Source organism: Pseudomonas sp. NFX183, assembly GCF_047943075.1.
Taxonomy (GTDB): domain Bacteria; phylum Pseudomonadota; class Gammaproteobacteria; order Pseudomonadales; family Pseudomonadaceae; genus Aquipseudomonas.
This window is the reverse complement of the sequence record NZ_CP181333.1, coordinates 3,196,392-3,215,394: the sequence shown is the minus strand read 5'-3', so window position 1 is coordinate 3,215,394 and position 19,003 is coordinate 3,196,392. Positions and strand designations below refer to the sequence as shown.

Genomic DNA, 19,003 nt, shown 5'->3' with positions numbered 1-19,003 from the left:
GCTTGCATTGGTCATGAAAAAGCCCCGGGATTCCGGGGCTTTTTTTATAGCGTGGAACGCACTCGCCACAACTCGGGGAACAGCACCGTGTCGAGCATCTTGCGCAAATACCCCACGCCCTCGGTGCCGCCCGTACCAGGTTGAAAGCCGATGATCCGCTCCACCGTGGTCACATGCCTGAAGCGCCACTGGCGGAACGAATCCTCCAGGTCGATAAATTTTTCGGCCAACTGATACAAATCCCAATACCGGCTCGGGTCGCGATACACCTCACGCCAGGCCGCTTCCACCGACTCATCGTGAACCGTGGCCGCCGTCGGGTCGCGCTCGGCGCGTTTGGGGTCAATCGCCAAACCGGCTTTCGCCATCAGGTTGACCGCCTCGTCATACAGCGACGGCGTGGCAATCGCCACTTTCAACTCGTTCAACAACTGCGGCCGGTGCGCGTGAGGCCGCAACAGCGCCGCGCTTTTATTGCCGAGGATAAATTCGATCTCGCGGTACTGGAACGACTGGAACCCCGACGACTGCCCCAGGAACGGGCGAATCGCCTTGTATTCCGACGGCGTCATGGTCGCCAACACCGCCCAGGCGTGCACCAGTTGATCGAAGATCCGCGACACCCGCGCCAGCATCTTGAACGCCGGCGGCAACTCGCCCAGGCGCACGTGTTCGCGGGCAGCCTTGAGTTCGTGAAGCATCAGTTTCATCCACAGCTCGGACGTCTGGTGCTGGATGATAAAGAGCATTTCGTTGTGGTCGGGCGACAGCGGGTGCTGGGCGCTGAGGACCTTGCCCAGGTCCAGGTAGTCGCCGTAGCTCATCGACTCGGAAAAATTCAGCTCGGCGTTGTGCCATTCTTCCGGGGGCTGGTAATCAGGTGAAAAGGGGCATTGGCTCATCGCGTGGGCTCCTTGAGCGGGCGGAGGATGGCGCGCACCGGGCTCGCGTCCAGGTTGGCAAAGCGCAGCGGCAGCGCGATCAATTCATAGTCGCCCTCCGGCACGTCATCGAGCACGATGCCTTCGAGAATCGCCATGCCATGGCGGGCCACGGCGTTGTGCGAATCCATGGTCTTGGACTGTTGCGGGTCCAGGGACGGCGTATCGATACCGATCAGGCGCACGCCCAGGCTGGCGAGCAGCTCGATGGTTTGCGGCGCGATGGCGGTGAAGTTCGAATCCCATTCGGTCAGCGGCGCTTGTGGATAAGTACGCAGCAGCACGCGCTCGGGCAAGTTATCCACACGGCCTTCCAACTGATGCGGCTGCACCAGCGCGCCGCTGCCCAGGCAATGCAACACCCGGCACGGGCCCATGTACACGTCCAGCGACACGTCGCCGATCGGCGCGCCGCCAGCGCTGTAATGCAGCGGCGCATCCACATGCGCGCCGGTGTGCGGCGAAAAGGTCACGCGGCCCACATTCACCGGGCACTCGGGGCCGAACTGCCACACGCGCTCTTCCTGAAACGGCGTATCGCCCGGCCAGGTCGGGGTCGCCGTGCTCAAGGGCGGGCTGATATCCCACCACGTTTTTATTGGGTTCATTTGAAGGCTCTCACTCGTTCTGGGGTGAATGATACGAGGGCCAGCCGTGCATTTTCTTGCTAATTCCAGCGCCAGGCGGGAATTCTTTCGCAGTTACTGCGAGGAAATGCCGGATTGGCGCCCGAATATTTTGTCTGACCAAAGTAGCTCAAACACTGGAGATCCAATGTGGGAGCGGGCTTGCTCGCGAAGGCGGTGTGCCAGTCAATACAGGTGCGGGCTGACCCACCGCTTTCGCGAGCAAGCCCGCTCCCACAGGGACTGCATGAGTCAGAGCAATCGCATTCGCCTGCGCTTCTGGGCATCCCGATGTCGAGTTCAGACCACTGGCACAACGCCCGAGGCCTTAGGGTGCATCTTTCCCTTCCCTGCCTCGGAGCCATCATGTCCAAGCCCATCACCGTACTGCGCGACACCCACCCACTGCCGGTCCTGGATGCCTGCAAATGGGAAAAACTCGAAGGCGACCCGCACACCGTCAACCTCAACGCCTACACCAGCGAAGACGGCAGCAAAATCATGGGCACCTGGATCTGCACACCGGGCAAGTGGTACGTGGAATACGTGAAGTGGGAATACTGCCATTTCCAGGAAGGCTACTGCGTGATCACCCCAGAAGGCCTGGAGCCGATTCACTTGCGGGCTGGGGATATCTTTGTGGTGGAGCCGGGGATGAAGGGCACGTGGGAAGTGGTTGAGACGGTGCGTAAGTATTTTGTGTTTGCCTGAGCGATCTAACCCGGACTACTTCTTCCTTGTGGCGAGCGGGCTTGCCCCGCGTTGGGCTGCGTAGCGGCCCCTGGTCCACGCACTGCGGTTTGACTGGGAAAATGCGTTGACTTTATTGGGGCTGCTGCGCAGCACAACGCGGGGCAAGCCCGCTCGCCACAACAAACCCGCCAGCCACAACTAGCCCGTTGGCCATAACAAGCCCGCCAGCCACAACAAGCCCGTTGGCCATAAAAAGCCCGCTTGCTAAGGCAAGCGGGCTTGGCATTCTACTGGGGCTTGCGATAGCTGTTGATGATCGCCGAGAAGTCCTTGCCGCCTTCCCCGCGCTGGCTCATCGATTGATACAACTGCTGGGCCACGGCGCCCAGAATCACCGGTTGTTTGGCTTGGCGCGCAGCTTCGGTGGCCAGGCCCAGGTCCTTGAGCATCAGGTCGGCACCAAAGCCGCCGGTGTAACCCCGCGACGACGGCGCGGTTTCAATCACGCCCGGCCAGGGGTTGTAGGTGTCGGAACTCCAGCAGCGCCCGGTGGAGCTGTTGATAATCCCGGCCAGCACTTGGGTGTCGATGCCCAGCGCGTCGCCCAGGGCCATGGCTTCGCTGACGCCGACCATGCTGATCCCGAGCAACAGGTTGTTGCAGATCTTGGCGATCTGGCCGGTGCCCACATCGCCGCAATGCACGATGTTGCGGCCCATCTGCGCCAGCACCGGTTGCAGGGTGGCGAACAGCTCCGGGGTGGCGCCGACCATGAAGGTCAGCGTGCCCGCGCTGGCGCCGCCGGTGCCGCCGGAGACAGGCGCGTCGGCCATCACCACGCCTTGCTTGGCCGCCGCTGCAGCGACATCGCGCGCAGTTTGCGGGTCGATGGTGCTGCAATCCACCGCCGGTACGCCTTTGCCGATGCCGGCCAAAACCCCGTCTTCATTCAGCCACACGCTGCGCACATGGGCCGCCGCCGGCAGCATGGTAATCACCAGCTCAGCGCCTTGGGCTGCGTCACGCGGCGAGTCGCTGATGCTGCCGCCCAGCTCGGCGAGTTCCTTGAGCACGGTCTGGTTCAGGTCGAACAGGTTCAGCGCGTGGCCGGCCTTGATCAGGTTGCGGGCCATGGGCGCGCCCATGTTGCCCAAGCCGATAAATGCAATCTTCATGGTCGTCTCCCGAATCAGCGCAGGTTGATGGTGGTGTTGACGCCATCATTGACCGTGTCGTCGTCGAACCAGCGGCTCGTGACGGTTTTGGTCTGGGTGTAAAACTGCACCACTTGCTTGCCGTACGGGCCGAGGTCGCCGAGCTTGGAGCCACGCGAACCGGTGAAGCTGAAGAACGGCACTGGCACCGGAATCGGAATGTTGATGCCGACCTGGCCTACATCGATTTCGCTCTGGAACTTACGCGCCGCCGCCCCACTTTGGGTGAACAGGCCGGTGCCGTTACCGAACGGGTTGGCGTTGACCAGCGCGATGGCTTCATCCAGCGTGGCAACTTCGAGCACCACCAGCACCGGGCCGAAAATTTCCTGGGTGTAGATCTGCATGTCCGTGGTCACGCCCGAGAACAGGGTCGGGCCCACAAAGTTGCCGTGCTCGAAGCCCGGCACCTTGATGTCGCGACCGTCCAGCTCAAGCTTGGCGCCTTCTTTCACGCCGCTTTCGATCAGTTCCAGGATGCGCGCCTTGGCGCGCTTGGAAATCACCGGGCCAACATCCGTACCGGCTTCGCTGCCGGCATTAACCTTGAGCTTTTGCGCCAGCGCTTTAAGGTCCGGCAGCCATTGCTTGGCCGCGCCCACCAGCACCACCACCGAGGTGGCCATGCAACGCTGGCCCGCTGCGCCAAAACCGGCACCGACCAAGGCATTCAGGGTGTGTTCGCGGTTGGCGTCCGGCAGCACCACGGCGTGGTTCTTGGCGCCCATCATCGACTGCACGCGCTTGCCGTGTTTACCGGCCAGGTCGTACACATGAGTGCCGACGGCGGTCGAGCCGACAAAGGACACGGCCTTGATGTCTTTATGGGTGCACAGCGCATCCACCACATCCTTGCCGCCGTGTACCACGTTGAGCACGCCAGCGGGCACACCGGCTTCCAGCGCCAGCTCCACCAGCAACATGGTCGACAGCGGGTCTTGCTCGGACGGCTTGAGTACAAAGGTGTTACCGCAGGCAATCGCCATCGGGAACATCCACAGCGGAATCATCGCCGGGAAGTTGAACGGGGTAATACCGGCGCACACACCGATAGGTTGGCGCAGGGTGTAGGTGTCAACGCCACCGGCGACGTTTTCGGCGAATTCGCCCATCTGCAACGTGCCGATGGAGCACGCGTGCTCGACCACTTCCAGGCCGCGGAAAATATCGCCTTCGGCATCGGCAATGGTCTTACCTTGCTCGGCACTGAGGACTACAGCGATGCGCTTGGAATGTTCACGGATCAAGGCCTGCAGCTTGAGCATGATGCGCATGCGCGCGCCGATCGGCGTCAGCTTCCAGGTCTGGAAGGCTTGATGGGCAGCGTCGATGGCCGCGTTGACTTCATCGGCGGTGGCGAAAGGGACTTTGGCCAGCACTTGCTGGGTGGCCGGGTTAACGATGTCTTGCCAATGGGTGGTCTTGGACTCGACCCATTCACCGTTGATCAGCAACTTGACCTGTTGCACGGAAATGTCGGCAGAAGCGTTCATGTGGTCTCCAATCTTGTAGTTATGCAGAGACAAGGCGCGTGAATCGCCTTGGGAATGAGGCGTTCGGACTGTTTTTGGAGTATAGATGTGCAAATCTCTAATAAGAACGCACATAAAAGCCGGTCCAATATGCAAAAAAACATCACGTCCTTGGGCTCCCTGAACTGGGATGACCTGAAGTTTTTCCTCGAAGTGGCCCGCACCCGCAAGGCCAGCGTCGCCGCCAAACGCCTGGCGGTGGACTACACCACTGTGTCGCGGCGCATCAGCTCGTTGGAAGTGTCGCTCGGCACGCTGCTGTTCGAAAAATCCCGGACCAACGGCTTCGTGCTCACCGCCGAAGGCCAGCGTTTGCTGGGTTACGCGGAGTCCATCGAAAGCACGCTGCACATGGCTTGCGAGCAGGTGTCCGGCTCCGGCGTGGCGCTGTCCGGCCACGTGCGCATGGGCTGCACCGAGGGTTTCGGCAGTTTTTTCGTTACGCCGCAGCTCAGCCATTTTGTCGACACCTACCCCGCCATCTCGGTCGACATCCTGCCCCTGCCCCACTTCATCAGCCTGTCCAAGCGCGAAGCCGACATCGTCATCGCCCTGGAACGCCCGGAGCACGGGCCGTATGTGTGCTGCAAGCTGTGCGACTACAAACTGCAGCTGTACGCGACCCAGGATTACCTCGACCAACACCCGCCCATCCAGCGGCCGGCGGATTTGGCTGAGCACCCGTTTATCAGTTATGTGGATGACTTGGCGTTCAGCTCGGAGCTGCTGTACCTGGCGAATGTGGTGCCGGGCGCCAGCGCGAGTTTGCGCAGCACCAGCGTGATCGCGCAGTACGTGGCCGCGCAGCAGGGGCGGTCGATGGCGATATTGCCGTGCTTTCTGGCCGCGCAGGACCCGCGGCTGTTGCCGGTGTTGGGGGAGCAGATTTCGATCACGCGGCAGTTCTGGATGTATTGCCGGGAGGATTTGCGCAAGTTGAAGCGGATTACGTTGTTGTGGGATTACATCCGAGAGGTGACGGAGCAGAACACCGGGTTGTTGATGGGGGAAACGCGGGAGATAAGGTTCGCGGATTAAAGGGCCATCAATGACGATTCGCTTTAATTTGCAGGACGTTTCCTAGAGACTCTCTAGCCCATTGCGCCTTACCGTTTGGGTCACTAGCCTCCCTGGGTCGCTGCACATCAGCGATCGGGTTTAGCGATCCGGGTTTCAGGCGTGACATTGCCCCGATAGCATTAGCTGGCGCTCGCCAGCTTTTAGCGTTTTATGGCGGCTGTGTGCGGGAGACTTCCGAGTCTACCCGGGATGCGCTCTGGCCCGGATCGCTAACCTGCACACAGCTGCCACCCTATTCATGTTAGCGATGTGATGTGGCGGCTCTACTTCAGCAGAGAGCAATCGTCATGAGCAAAATCGTCCCCGACCCACCGCTTTCCTCCATCACCACCCTCGGCGTCGTCACCTTCGGCGATTACGGCGAAAACCAAAAACCCCTGTTCCGCGTCAACGCCGGCATGCCGATTGAGCAAGCCCTGGAACACGCATCCACCTTGCTTTTTTACTCCAAGAAACTCGCGATGGAAGCCGCCATGGACGTGCGCGGCGAGCAATACGCATGGGCCGCGCATTACCTGTGTGAGATGGGCAAGGCCGTGGTGGATGACCTGACGCAGGCGATGACGCCGGGCAGTTAAGCGAACACTGTGGCATAAAGGTGGAGCGGGCTTGCTCGCGAATGCGGTGGGCCAGCCAACACATCATTGCCTGAACGACCGCCATCGCGGGCAAGCCCACTCCCACATTTTGGACTGTGGCGGATGGGAAATTTTGAGTCAGGCACAAGTCAGTGTGGGAGCTGGCTTGCCTGCGATGGCGGTGGGTCAGCCAGATTATCTGCGGCTGATACACCGCATTCGCGGGCAAGCCCGCTCCCACAGTTGGGACTGTGGCGGGTGGAAGTTTTTGTGTCAGGTACAAATCAGTGTGGGAGCTGGCTTGCCTGCGATAGCGGTGGGTCAGTCAGATTATTTGCTGCTGATACACCGCATTCGCGGGCAAGCCCACTCCCACATTTTTGAAATGTGGCGGGTGGGAAATTTTGCGTCAGGCACAAATCAGTGTGGGAGCTGGCTTGCCTGCGATGGCGGTGGGTCAGCCAGATTATCTGCGGCTGATACACCGGCATCGCGGGCAAGCCCGCTCCCACAGTTGGGACTGTGGCGAGTGGGAAATTTTGCGTCAGGCACAAATCAGTGTGGGAGCTGGCTTGCCTGCGATGGCGGTGGGTCAGTCAGCTTAATTGCTGCTGATACACCGCATTCGCTAGCAAGCCCGCTCCCACAGTTTGATGGCATTTCAGATTAAGAGGGGTGAACCCACTCAGTCCGCGATCACCACAATCGACACGCGCCGGTTTTCGGTGCGCCCCGCTACCGTGGTGTTCGGCGCCACCGGCTCGCTGCTGCCCAAACCGCGCAGCTGGATGTTTTCTTCCTTCATGCCCACACCGGTCAGCACGTTGCCCACGCTTTTGGCGCGGCGCAGGGACAGTTGCTGGTTGTAGGTTTCTTTGCCAGAGGCGTCGGTGTGGCCGTCGACCCGTACGCGGTCGATGCCGGCGCCGACCAGGGCTTTGCCGATGCGTTCGACGATGTCGGTGCTGGCTTTGTTGAGGCTTTCAATGTCGCTGCCAAACAGCACTTTGCCCGAGAGGCCAAACGCCCATCCTTCGTCAGTCAGTTCAAAACCCTGCTGTTTGAGGACTGCGATTTGCGCCGGTGTCAGGCCTTTGGGTGGGGCCGTCTGGCAGCCGCCAAGGGCAAGGAATGCCACCAGTAACGTGATAAACATGAAACGCGCGGTCGAGAACAAGGGATCAACTCCTGTCGGTAACGTTTGCGGCGGTGGGCTCCGAATCCGCCGTTTGCTGGCCGCCCTGGGACAAGCGTTTGGCCTGGTACATCGCCGCATCGGCGGCATTGAGCAAGGTGCCGGGAGTGGCGCCATGATCGGGGTAGATGGCAATGCCGATACTGAGGGAGGTCAACACCTCGGTGTTGCCGGGCACCGGGATCGGCGTGTCCATGCTGGCAATGATCTTGTCGGCGATACGCTGAGCATCCTCCGCTTTATGCAATGGCGCCAGCAGCACCGCGAACTCATCACCGCCCAGGCGCGCCACCAGGTCATCTTCACGCAACTGCGCGCGCACCCGCTCGGCGACGGCCACCAGCACCGCATCGCCGGCGGCGTGGCCGAAGTTGTCATTGATGTCTTTGAAACGGTCGCTGTCGAGAAACAACACGGCGACCCGTTCATTGACCTTGGCGGCGCTGCGCAGCGCGCGGATCAGCCGGCCTTCGAAATACGCGCGGTTGGGCAAGCCGGTCAGGCTGTCGTGGCTGGCCTGGTGAGCGAGGGTTTCGTTTTCACTTTGCAGGTGGCTTTGCCAGGCTTCCATCTCGCCGAGCAGGGCGTTGAAGTCGCTGCCCAGGCTGTCGAGTTCGGCGATCTGCGCCGGTGGCACGCGTCGGTCAAAGTCTCGCTCGCTGCGGGCGGCGTGGGCCACCGCGGCCAGGCTTTGCAACGGTTTGGTGATGCCTTGCAGCAGGCGCCGCGCCAAGTACAACGCCACCCAGGCGCTGAGGGCGGTGCAAATCACGATGCCGGCCAGGCCGCTGAGCAGAAAGCGCAGCAGGCTACCGCCGTGACCGACCACGTGAATGCTGCCCACGGTTTGCCCCTGGTGCAGGATCGGCTGGCTGATGGGCTGTTCGAGCAAGGCATGCGCCAGCGCCAGTTCGACCTCGGACAGCATGCCGGTTTCCGGCCGCTCCCATTGCGCCAGCAGCTTGCCGCTGGCATCGAAGACTTCGGCCTGGGCCACTTCTTCGGTGGAGGCAATCAGGCTGAGTGCTTCAGTGGCGGCGGCGCTGTCGTTGAACACCACCGCCGCTTCCACGGTGTAATTGATCGAGCGCGCGATCAGGTGCAGGTTGTGCTCGGCATACACGCGCAGCGCCAGCACGCCGAGCAGGGTCAAGGACACACTGGCCAGGGTCACCGCCACCAACGCCAGGATCAAATGCCCACGGCCGATGACGGAACGCAAGGTCGGCCGCGCTTTCGGGGTTCTCATGACGCAGGCGCTCGACGGCGGGACAACTGCAACACGCTGGGGTGAATGCGCACGCCGCTGCGGGCGACGGAGTCCAGGTTGACCTCAAATGACACTTGCTCATCGCCCACGCGCAGGCAGAACAGGCTGCCCACGGTGCATTGGTCGCCGCCTTCGCTGATGCTCAGCACCGGGTGGCCGATCAGTGAGGTAAACAACCGCGAGCGTTCATCGGCGCTGAGTTTGCCGATGTACACGGCGTCGCAGGCACTGACGATATCAGGATGATCGGCGAGCAAACGCTGCACCACCACCGGACGGCCGGTCGCCTGGGTGGTGCCTTTGACCAGATCGTCGGTGTATTGGGTGGGGCCGACGATGCACAAGCGCAGTTGCGCAGGCTCCACCGGCCAGCGTGCATAGCTGAGGATGCCGAGCACCACTTGCGTCACCGCCTGGGCGCGCTGGTCTGCCGGGCCGGGGGCCTGGGCAAATGCTCGCGGGGCGAGCACGCACAGAAGTGCCACCAGTAACATGCGTCTCCAGCTCAAACTGCGTTCTGTGGGCGAGACAGCCACGTTCATGCAGCGATTCTCTTCAGTTTTTCAGGGTGATGCCGCAACGATAGCACAGCGGCGGAAGGCCCCGCGAAGCCGGGCCTTCGCGAAGTCCGCTATTTTTTCAGAAAATTCAGACGACTGAATCAGAAATATTTCATGACCAATCAGTCATTTTCCAGCCGGTACGTCCAATTCCAACATCAACCCACTCAAGCGCTTGACCTTACGCCGCACGGCTTCTTCAAACACGCCGCCACGCGGTTCGATCAGGCTGAACCAGCGCTTGGCGCGGGTGATACCGGTGTAGATCAGTTCTTTGGTCAGCACCGGGTTCAGCGCATCCGGCAGGATCAGCGCGGTGTGGGTAAATTCCGAGCCCTGGGACTTGTGCACGGTCATGGCGTACACAGTTTCCACATCGTTCAGACGGCTGGGCAGTACAAAACGCACACCGCCTTGGCCATCGTTACGTGGGAAAGCCACGCGCAGCACGTGGGGGCCGCCATCGCTTTCGGGCAGTTTGAGCGCGATGCCGATGTCGCCGTTCATCAGGCCCAGGCCGTAATCGTTTCGGGTCATCAGCACCGGGCGGCCTTCGTACCATTGCTCGTCCCCCTCGATCAGCCGCACTTTGCGCAAGGCCGCGGTGATGCGCAGGTTCAGCCCTTCTACGCCCCACGGGCCTTTGCGCACAGCGCAGAGCAACTGGAAGGCGTCGAAGGCTTGCAACAGTTGCTGCGCCCAGTGCGTCCAGGCGAGGTCTTCGCGCGGGGTGTCGAGGGCCGGGCGCGCGCTTTGCAGCAAGTTGAGGTAATAACGATAGCCCTGGGCGTCGCCGCCCTGCCCGTCCAATATCAGCCGCTCGAGGGCGTGGTCATGCTCGCCCTTGAGGCTGAGGCAGAACAGGTCATCGTGGCTGCGCGCGGCGAGCAGTTGGCGCGCCTCTTCGGCGTTTTGCTGGTTGACCCAACGCGCCAATTGGCCGATGCCGCTGCCTTCACCAAAACGTCGCGAATAGCGCAGCATCACCACTTGTTGAGCCAGCGGATGGCTGCCGTCGAGGTCTTCGTGAAGACCGCTGGCGCTGAGGTCTTCGCCACTGACCGCCTGCAGCCATTGGCGCGTGTCGGGGCTGTACCAGCCGGCTTCAGCGTCGCGGCATAAATCGCCCAGTACGGCGCCGGCCTCGACCGAGGCAAGTTGGTCCTTGTCGCCCAGCAATACCAAGCGCGCGTGGGGCGGCAAGGCGTCCAGCAAGTTGGCCATCATTTCCAGGTCGATCATTGAGGCTTCGTCCACCACCAGCACGTCCAGCGGCAATGGGTTGCCCAGGTGATGGCGGAAGTGCCGCGTGCCCGGGCGACTGCCCAGCAAACGGTGAACGGTGGTGACCTCTGTCGGAATTTTTTCCCGCACGCTGTCGGGCACGGTCAACGACTGCACTTGCTGGCTGATGGATTCGGTGAGGCGTGCGGCAGCTTTGCCGGTGGGCGCAGCCAGGCGGATGCGCAACGGGCTGCCGGCTTCCACGGCCGGCGCCTGCAACAGCGCGAGCAGGCGCACCACGGTGGTGGTCTTGCCGGTGCCGGGGCCGCCGGTGACGATACTGAAGGCACCGCGCGTGGCCAAGGCGCAGGCGAGCTTTTGCCAGTCGATCACGCCGTCGGGCGGCGGTTGGTTGAAGAGGCTGTTGAGGCGTTGCGGCAAATCGGCGGCGACGCTTTCCTGGGTGGCCAGGCGCAGGCGCAAGGCTGTGTCGATGCGCCTTTCGTAGGTCCAGTAGCGGCGCAGGTAAAGGCGTTTGCCGGACAAGACCAACGGGCGGCTCTGCGCGGCTTCGCTGCCATCAACTGCCAGGGCGACCAATTGGCTGGCCGCCAGCGCGTGGCACCATTGGGCACCGTCGAGGCCGTCGAGCAACTGCGACGGCAGCAGCATTGCGCCGGTTTGCAGGTCGCCTTCGGGCGGCAGCGACAGGGCGAAATCCGGCGCCTTGAGGGTTTCGAACAGGTCGAGGCACACATGACCATGGCCCAACTGGTGGCTGGTTAACGCCGCGGCCAGCAACACCAGAGGGTCGGCCTGCGGATCAAGTTCGTGCAGGAAGCCGACAAACGCCTTGTCCAACGCGCGCAGCCAGCCCCGGTCAACCCAGCGTTCGAGCAGTTGCAGCAGGTCGGCGGCGCGGTTGAGCGGCATCAGCGCCTCAAGCGGTAACGGCGACAGGCTCATAGCAGCACTCCTTGTTCCCAGGCGGGCTCAACCTTGGGCGGTATGGGTTTGCCCTGGAACAACGCGTCCAAGCCTTCGATCAGTTCACGGGGCGGCCGGGTGAAATACGCGCCTTTGCTCACCGACTCAGTGCCGCGCAGGAACACGTACAGCGCACCGCCGACGTGGCGGTCGTAGTCATACTCGGGCAGGCGCGCTTTCAGCTGGCGGTGCAGGGCCAGCAGGTAAAGCACGTATTGCAGGTCGTACCGATGCTCGAGGATGGACTGTTCCATGGCCTCTAAGGTGTAGGCCGAATCGTCAGGGCCGAGCCAATTGGATTTGTAGTCGGCCACGTAGTAGCGGCCGTCGTGTTCGAAGGTCAGGTCGATAAAGCCTTTGAACATGCCGTTGAGCAGCACCGGTTCGGCGGCGACGCGGGACACGCCGTTGTGGGTGTACTGGCACACCAGTTTGTCGAGGGCCAGCACGTCGACTTTGTGGCTGGCGAACCAGAATTCCATTTCGATCTGGTACTGCTGCAGGCTGCTCAGGGTGACCTGATCGTTATCCACTGGCAGCGGCGTTTGCAGCAGGTGGCCGAGCCAAGCGCTGAGGGTGACGATCCAGCCTTCCCAATTGCGCCGGTTACAGCGCGCGCCCACAGCTTTTTCGATGGCCTCGGGGGTGACGTTGAAACCCTCCTCGCCCGCCCATTCCAACAAGCCATGAAGGAAGGTGCCAGGGTTTGGTCCGCGTGGGAAACGGTGTATGTCGCCACCAGACGCCGCCACTTCACGCGGTGCGTCGGGGTTGAGACGCTCGTCGTCAAACAGCTTCTGGGCTTGTGGGCTTTCCGGAGCTTCGAGGGGCGCGGCGCTCATGCTGTCGCCGATGCGCAATGCGCTGTAAGAGGCGATCCACCAGTTTTCGGCGGCCTTGCGCTTGGGCAGCAACGGCGCGAGCAACGTGGCTGCGTTGCGCGGCGGGTGGAACAGCGTGTCTTGCGCGTCCGGGACATGGGCGTAGTGGATCGCGGCGCAGCCTTGCTGCAAATCCAGCAGCCAGCGCGCCAGGCCGCCGGACTCGCCCAGCGACGCACCGGCGCCGAGCAGATAGCCCAGCGCTGACAGGTGCAGGACCGAGCTGCTGTTATTGCCGCGCTTGAGGTCGGCAATGCCCAGCCAGCACGCATGTTTGGCCCGTGTGAGCGCAACGTAGAACAAACGCAGGTCTTCGGCGAGGCGCTCATCATCGGCCTGAGCAATCAACTCGGCGGTGGGCCGCAGGCTGACGTGCGATTTGCCCTGTTCGTCGTGGTAATGCAGCGGCAGGCGGCTGCCATCCACGGGCTTGGCCGAGCAGATGAACGGCAGGAAGACCAGGTCGTATTCCAGGCCTTTGGATTTATGGATGGTCACTACCTTGACCAATTGCTCATCACTTTCCAGGCGCAGAATCTGCTCTTCACCGGCCTGCCCCGACAGCGCGAGATGTTCAGCCAGATGACGAATCAGCGCTTGCTCGCCGTCCAGCTCCGACGCGGCCTGTTGCAACAATTCGCTGAGGTGCAGCAGGTTGGTCAGCACACGTTCGCCGTCGCTGCGCGCGATGAGGGTTTGCGGCAGTTTGAAGTCATGCAGCAGGCGCCGCAGCATCGGCAGCACGCCTTGGGTGCGCCAGATCGCGCGGTAGCCACGGAACTGCATCACGCGGGTTTCCCACGCCAGTTCGTCCTGATTCAGACGCTCCAGTTCCGCCAATGACAGGTTCAAGGTGACGCAGGCCAGCGCGGCACGCAGCGGGCGCTCGACGTCGGGCTCTGCGCAGGCCTTGAGCCAGGCGAGCAGGTCGTGGGCTTCCTGGGCGGCGAAGACCGAGTCTTTGTCAGACAGGTACACGCTGCGCACGCCCCGAGCGGCCAATTCGGCGCGCACGGCTTGGGCCTCCTTGCCGTCACGTACCAGGATGGCGATGTCTGACGGAAGTACGCCGTTGAAGCTGGAGTCCGCCTGTAGGAAACCGGCGGTACCTTGCTGCCCGCCATTGAGCAACGCGACGATTTGCGTGGCGCAGGCAGCCGCCAGTTGCTGGCGATACACCGCGTTGGAAATCGGCTGATCGGTGGGCAGGTGCCAAAGGTTCATTGCCGGCAACGTGTGGCCATCGACTTGCAGTTGCTCCTTGCGGCCCTGGGACAGCACCGAGTGGAACGGCACCGGGTTGTCGCCGTTCGGCTCGCGGAACAGGAAAGCCCCCCGGCCGCTTTCGGCGCGCTGGAACACGTGGTTCACCGCCTCGACCATTGCGTGGCTGGAGCGGAAGTTGGTGCCCAAGGTGTGGTGGCGGCCGGTGGTGGACTGACGGGCGCGCAGGTAGGTGTAGATGTCGGCGCCACGAAAGGCATAGATCGCCTGCTTGGGGTCGCCGATCAGGAACAGGCCGCTGTCGAGGTGGTTTTCTTCGATGCGGTAGATGCTGTCGAAGATGCTGTATTGCACCGGGTCGGTGTCCTGGAATTCGTCGATCAACGCCACCGGGAATTGCTCGCGGATCACACTGGCAAGACGCTCGCCCCCGTCGGCCTGCAGGGCGGCGTTGAGGCGGATCAGCATGTCGTCGAAGCCCATTTCGGCGCGACGGCGTTTTTCTTCTTCGAAGCGTTTACCCACCCAGCCGGCGGCGTGTTGCAACACGGCGGCGTCGGGAGTGGGCAAGGCGTCGAGGCTGGCTTTGAGGCTGGCCATGGCGTCGATGCCAGGGTGGCTCGGCGGCTCGCCCTTCCAGGCTTCGGCCATACCGTCGGGCGTCAGGCGCGTGAAGCCGGTGCCGATGTCCAGTTGTTCGAGGGTTTCGTCAGCCGCCCAGGCACTGATTTTTTCAAACCAGGGCTCGAAGTAACGCGCCTGCATCTTGCGGCCGTCGACGGCTTTCGCGGCCACGGCTTGCAGGCAGATATCACGCAGTTCGGCCGCCCATTGCTGCCACGGCGCCTTGAGGCTTACCAAGGCTTCGCGGCGCTCTTGCAGGCAAGCGTTGATCAGCTCGGCGGGCTCACGGCTTTCGCCAGTGGGCCGTTCGCTGCCGAACAGCGCACGCACGCGGGGCATCAGGGCGGCGGGGCCGCTCCAGTTTTTGCGTACCCAGTTAAGTGCGTCGTCGTGCATCGGGTAGCAAAACAGCCGCCAGTAGTCACGCAGCACTTCGCCGAGCAGGTCGCTGTGGTCGGTTTCCAGGGTTTGGGTGAACAGGCTGCCGCTGTCGAACGCGTGCTCGCGCAGCATGCGCTGGCACCAACTGTGGATGGTCGAGACGGCGGCCTCATCCATCCATTGCGCGGCGATGTCCAGGCGATTGGCGCAGGCGGGCCATTGTTCGGGAAGGTATTGGTCGCGCAGGTCGGCGATCAATGCATCCGGCTGCTCGATTTCGGCGCGGAAGAACCGTGCGGCTTCAGCCAGGCGAATGCGGATGCGTTCGCGCAGCTCTTTGGTGGCGGCATCGGTGAAGGTCACCACCAGAATTTGCGGCGGCAGTAACTCGCGGCCAAAGCCGGCTTCGTCACCGCCGTGGCCAAGCACCAGGCGCAGGTACAGCGCGGAAATGGTGAAGGTCTTGCCGGTGCCGGCACTGGCTTCGATCAGCTGGCTGCCTTTTAGCGGGAAGGCCAGGGCTAAAGGTTGACCCATCATGCGCTGGCCTCCTCACTGCTGAGTGATCGCCAGGGTGCGTTGAGCAATGGGCGATACAGGGTTTCGGCCCAGCCTTCGAACGCTTCGCTGGCGATGAGCGTGGCGAAGTCGGGGAATTGGCGGGTGAGTGCAGGGGTTTCGCGGCGCTCACCGTCGGTGGTCAGGCCGTCGCCTTCATAGGCTTTGCTCGCGGCGGCCAGGGCTTTGGCGGGATCGGTTTGGCCGAGCCAGGCGAAGGCGGTTTTGACGGCTACCGGGAGCGGTTTGCGCATGCCGGTGTGCCAGGCCAGCAGCAGGTTGCCAAGGATTTCCCGGGCATTGGATTGATCCAGCGGGGCGAGTAACAAGGTGTCATCACTTGCCACCAAACCGGTGCTGAGTGGCAGGCCGCAGGCGCACGCCACCACGTGATTGACCCATGGGCGAATCAGACGATGCCATTTACGCGTTTTGATCGAACCGATGCTGTTGGGGATGGTGGTCACGCTGAGCAAGCCGCCATCACTGCGTCGGTGCAGGCCGCTGATCCAGCCTTCCAACTGGATGCCTTGATGCTCAAAACTGATCGGCTCGGCGGTGATTTGTGGTGTGGGCCACAGTGCCAATAAGTGTTGGTAGCGTTGCAGCAAATCGGGCAACGGCTCGATCAGTTCGTTACGCAGGCACTCGCCGAAACCCACCATGGGCAGCAGGCCGCTGCCTTGTAGGCGCAGGGCCTGGGCGTTGAGTGCTTGATCCACGTGATCGGGCTGGGTCAGTGCGGCGTTCAGCAGGCTGTCGCTGAGGCTGTAGCGTTGCAGCGCGTCGAGCACGAAGGGTTCTTCATCGGCGAGCGGTACTTCGGCGGCCTCGAAGAACACTTTCAGACGTTGGCTGAAGAAATGTTTGACCGGGTTGCGCAGGAAATCCTGCAACTGGCCGAGGCTCAGGGGTTCTTCTTGTTGGTGCTCTGCCAGTTCGTGTTCTTTAACTGGAACGTCGGCGGCCTCGTGAAGCAACTGCCACTCGCGGGCGTAGCTGAAGAGCGCGTCGCCTTCATGGAAATAGCGCGCACTGAAGGGTTGGAGCGGGTGCTCCTGGGTCATTGCTTCCAGCAGTTCTTGCTGGTGTGCGTTATGCCAGCCGCTGGCGATATGGTCACGCAGTTGGCCGATCAGTACCGAGGCTGGCCGGTCGCTGTTGTCGCGGATGCTGCGGCCGACCCAACTGATGTAGAGCTGGTCGCGGGCGGACAGCAGGGCTTCGAGCAGCAGGTAGCGATCGTCCTCGCGGCGTGAACGGTCGCCGGGGCGGTAGTCGCTGCCCATCAGGTCGAAGTCCAACGGCGGTTGCGCGCGCGGGTAGTCGCCGTCGTTCATGCCGAGCAGGCAGACGAGTTTGAACGGGATGGCGCGCATGGGCATCAGGGTGCAAAAATTGACAGCTCCGGCAAGAAAGCGCTGGGACAGGCGGCCCTGGTCCAGGCCGGCCAACCAGGCCTCGCGGACTACGGTGAGGGGTAACTCGTCCTCCAGGCCGACGGACTCACAGGTTTCCAGCCAGTCTTCTCTCAGTTGTTCGAGTTGGCCTAAGAGGTAGTCGTCGTGTTCGCTGCTGGGCAGGAAGAAGAGCTGCATCAGGCGTTGCAGGCGTTCACCCCACTCGCGGGGCGCTGCCGGCTGGGACAAAGCCTGATGGGCGTCGTTTAGCGCATCGAGCAAGGAGACCAACGGGCCGATCAGGGCCGCATCGAGGCCGCCGATTTCATCGTAAGGTTCGATGCCGTCGCAGGCGACACCGGTGCCGACGGCGTAACCCAACAGCATGCGGCGCAGGCCGAATCGCCAGCTGTTTTGTTCCAGCTCATGCGGCAGGCCGAGCCCGGCGCGTTGCTCGGCGTTAAGGCCCCAACGGATGCCGGCCCCTTCGATCCAGCGGTGCAGCGTCGGCAGGTCGCGCTCCTTGATGGCAAAACGTTCACGCAAGGCAGGAACGTCGAGCAGGTCGAGGATTTCGCTGACGGGGAAGCGGCTGTCCGGGAGTTTGAGCAAGTGTTCGACGGCGATCAGCAGAGGGTCGCGGCCACGTTGGCCTTGGTCGGTAAGAGTGAACGGAATGAAGCGTGGGTCGCTTCGCTCAAGTTGGCCAAACACGGCGCGAATGTGCGGCGCGTAGCTGTCAACGTCAGGGACCATGACGATAATGTCGCGCGGGCGCAGCGTCGGGTCGGCACTGAAACGTTGGAGCAATTGATCGTGGAGAATTTCCACTTCGCGTTGAGCGCTGTGGGCGATGTGGAAGCGGATGGAGCTGTCGTTATCTAGATCGACGGCCGGCCATCGCTCGCGCGTTTCGTTGAGTGGGCGCAGTTCAAGGATGTCGTCCTGCAGTTGGTTGAGCAGCGTGGTGGGTTCGCTGTCGCTGAACAGGTCGATGCGACCATCACGGAAGGCGGCGCGGTAGCTGTTGGGGTCGTCGTAACTGTCCAGCAGGCTGATGTAGTCACGGCCCTGTTTGCCCCAAGCGGCCAGCAGCGGGTGGGCGTGCTGGTGCAGGGTTTGTGGATCGATGGTGACCGGCATGCCGGCTTTGCGCGCTTGGCGTTTGTATTCATTACGCAGCAGGTCCTTGTCGGCAACGATGTCGGACCAGTGATGACGGCAAGGGTTGTGCACGCAGAGCAGGACTTGGCTGAACCTCGCTAAGCCGGCGAGCGCCTCAAGGGCTTGCGCAGGCAGTGAGGAAATGCCGAAAACGATCACTCGGGATGGTAAGCCTGCGGGCGCCTGTTCAAGGGTATTGATGCGTTCAATAAAGCGCTGGTGCACACCGGCGCGGCTTTCGGCCATGCCTTCTTCACCGACATCGACCAGCAATGCACGCCACAATTCGGCCTGCCAGCAGTTTGCGGGATTAAGGGGCTTGGATTCGCCTCGCCCGTTGCGCAATTGGTGGCGGCCAGCAGCCCAGTCTTCCAGCCAGTCGGCACGGTAGACCTGGTATTGGTCGAACAGGTCGGCCAGGCGTTCGGCCAGTTGATAGCGTTTGCGCAGGTCGGTGTCGTGGGTAAGGAAGCGCTGCAGCGGCTCGAAGTGCGGTTGATCGATGAGTTCAGGGAGCAGGCGCATCAGGCGCCACGTCAGAGGCGCTTTATCGAGCAGGGACTTGGGCGGGATTTCGTCACGGCCCAGGACCATGCGATAGAGCTGCCACATGAAGCTGCCGGGCAGTTGCACGTCGATTGCCGCAGCGATGCCGCAGCCACCCATGTCGTCGTCTTCCGGGTCTTCGGCCAGGGCTAACTTGAGCCATTGGGCGATGCCGTTGCTTTGTACCAGGGCGATTTCGTTTTCCAAGGGCGCGAGCGGATAGCGGCGCATCCAGCTGACTACCAGGCTGCGCAACTCATCCAGGCGGTTGCCGTGAACCACCATGAATCCAGCGCTGAGGGACGTCGCATCCGGCATAACGGCT

General features: G+C 62.3%; 13 protein-coding genes. 3 read left to right on the top strand and 10 right to left on the bottom strand.

Going from position 1 to position 19,003, the window contains the following annotated elements; genetic code table 11:
* Window positions 1-44: 44 nt before the first annotated feature.
* Together kynA and kynB are read right to left on the bottom strand one after the other, a co-directional pair.
* Entirely contained in the window at window positions 45-902 is an 858-nt protein-coding gene (gene kynA, locus ACM530_RS14930) for a tryptophan 2,3-dioxygenase (RefSeq protein ID WP_242201155.1), read from the bottom strand.
* Window positions 899-1,549, bottom strand: coding sequence for an arylformamidase (gene kynB, locus ACM530_RS14925; protein WP_404484972.1), 651 nt, complete (start codon window positions 1,547-1,549; stop codon window positions 899-901). The genes kynA and kynB overlap by 4 nt, the downstream gene beginning before the upstream one ends.
* Before the next feature lie 384 nt (window positions 1,550-1,933).
* Between kynB and ACM530_RS14920 the strand changes: the two genes are divergently transcribed.
* Window positions 1,934-2,278, top strand: a complete 345-nt coding sequence (locus tag ACM530_RS14920; protein ID WP_010566207.1) for a cupin domain-containing protein — start codon at window positions 1,934-1,936, stop codon at window positions 2,276-2,278.
* Window positions 2,279-2,547: 269 nt separating this feature from the next.
* Here the strand turns inward: ACM530_RS14920 and mmsB are convergent, their stop codons facing one another.
* Both mmsB and ACM530_RS14910 read right to left on the bottom strand, forming a co-directional pair.
* Window positions 2,548-3,435: a 3-hydroxyisobutyrate dehydrogenase gene (mmsB, locus tag ACM530_RS14915; protein WP_404484976.1), complete on the bottom strand. Its 888-nt coding sequence runs from the start codon at window positions 3,433-3,435 to the stop codon at window positions 2,548-2,550.
* Between the two features lie 14 nt (window positions 3,436-3,449).
* On the bottom strand, window positions 3,450-4,967 hold the full coding sequence (locus ACM530_RS14910; RefSeq protein ID WP_236458949.1) for a CoA-acylating methylmalonate-semialdehyde dehydrogenase: 1,518 nt from the start codon (window positions 4,965-4,967) through the stop codon (window positions 3,450-3,452).
* 129 nt (window positions 4,968-5,096) lie between these two features.
* Here ACM530_RS14910 and ACM530_RS14905 point away from each other — a divergent pair, with 129 nt between their 5' ends.
* Together ACM530_RS14905 and ACM530_RS14900 are read left to right on the top strand one after the other, a co-directional pair.
* On the top strand, window positions 5,097-6,044 hold the full coding sequence (locus tag ACM530_RS14905; protein WP_145164387.1) for a LysR family transcriptional regulator: 948 nt from the start codon (window positions 5,097-5,099) through the stop codon (window positions 6,042-6,044).
* Between the two features lie 329 nt (window positions 6,045-6,373).
* Complete coding sequence (locus ACM530_RS14900; RefSeq protein ID WP_145164389.1) at window positions 6,374-6,664, top strand: DUF3077 domain-containing protein; 291 nt, start codon at window positions 6,374-6,376, stop codon at window positions 6,662-6,664.
* A gap of 685 nt (window positions 6,665-7,349) precedes the next feature.
* Here the strand turns inward: ACM530_RS14900 and ACM530_RS14895 are convergent.
* The 6 genes from ACM530_RS14895 to recC form a co-directional block, all read right to left on the bottom strand.
* Complete coding sequence (locus ACM530_RS14895) at window positions 7,350-7,841, bottom strand: OmpA family protein (RefSeq protein WP_416365051.1); 492 nt, start codon at window positions 7,839-7,841, stop codon at window positions 7,350-7,352.
* A 4-nt stretch (window positions 7,842-7,845) separates the two neighbouring features.
* Window positions 7,846-9,108, bottom strand: a complete 1,263-nt coding sequence (locus ACM530_RS14890) for a diguanylate cyclase domain-containing protein (protein ID WP_369302193.1) — start codon at window positions 9,106-9,108, stop codon at window positions 7,846-7,848.
* A complete protein-coding gene (locus tag ACM530_RS14885; protein WP_106578168.1) occupies window positions 9,105-9,671 on the bottom strand; it encodes a YfiR family protein in 567 nt (188 codons plus the stop codon). The genes ACM530_RS14890 and ACM530_RS14885 overlap by 4 nt, the downstream gene beginning before the upstream one ends.
* Before the next feature lie 144 nt (window positions 9,672-9,815).
* Window positions 9,816-11,879, bottom strand: a complete 2,064-nt coding sequence (gene recD / locus ACM530_RS14880; protein WP_416365050.1) for an exodeoxyribonuclease V subunit alpha — start codon at window positions 11,877-11,879, stop codon at window positions 9,816-9,818.
* Window positions 11,876-15,550, bottom strand: coding sequence for an exodeoxyribonuclease V subunit beta (recB, locus tag ACM530_RS14875; protein WP_416365049.1), 3,675 nt, complete (start codon window positions 15,548-15,550; stop codon window positions 11,876-11,878). The genes recD and recB overlap by 4 nt, the downstream gene beginning before the upstream one ends.
* Entirely contained in the window at window positions 15,547-18,996 is a 3,450-nt protein-coding gene (gene recC, locus ACM530_RS14870) for an exodeoxyribonuclease V subunit gamma (RefSeq protein ID WP_416365048.1), read from the bottom strand. Before recC ends, recB begins: the two co-directional genes overlap by 4 nt.
* Window positions 18,997-19,003 lie beyond the last annotated feature (7 nt).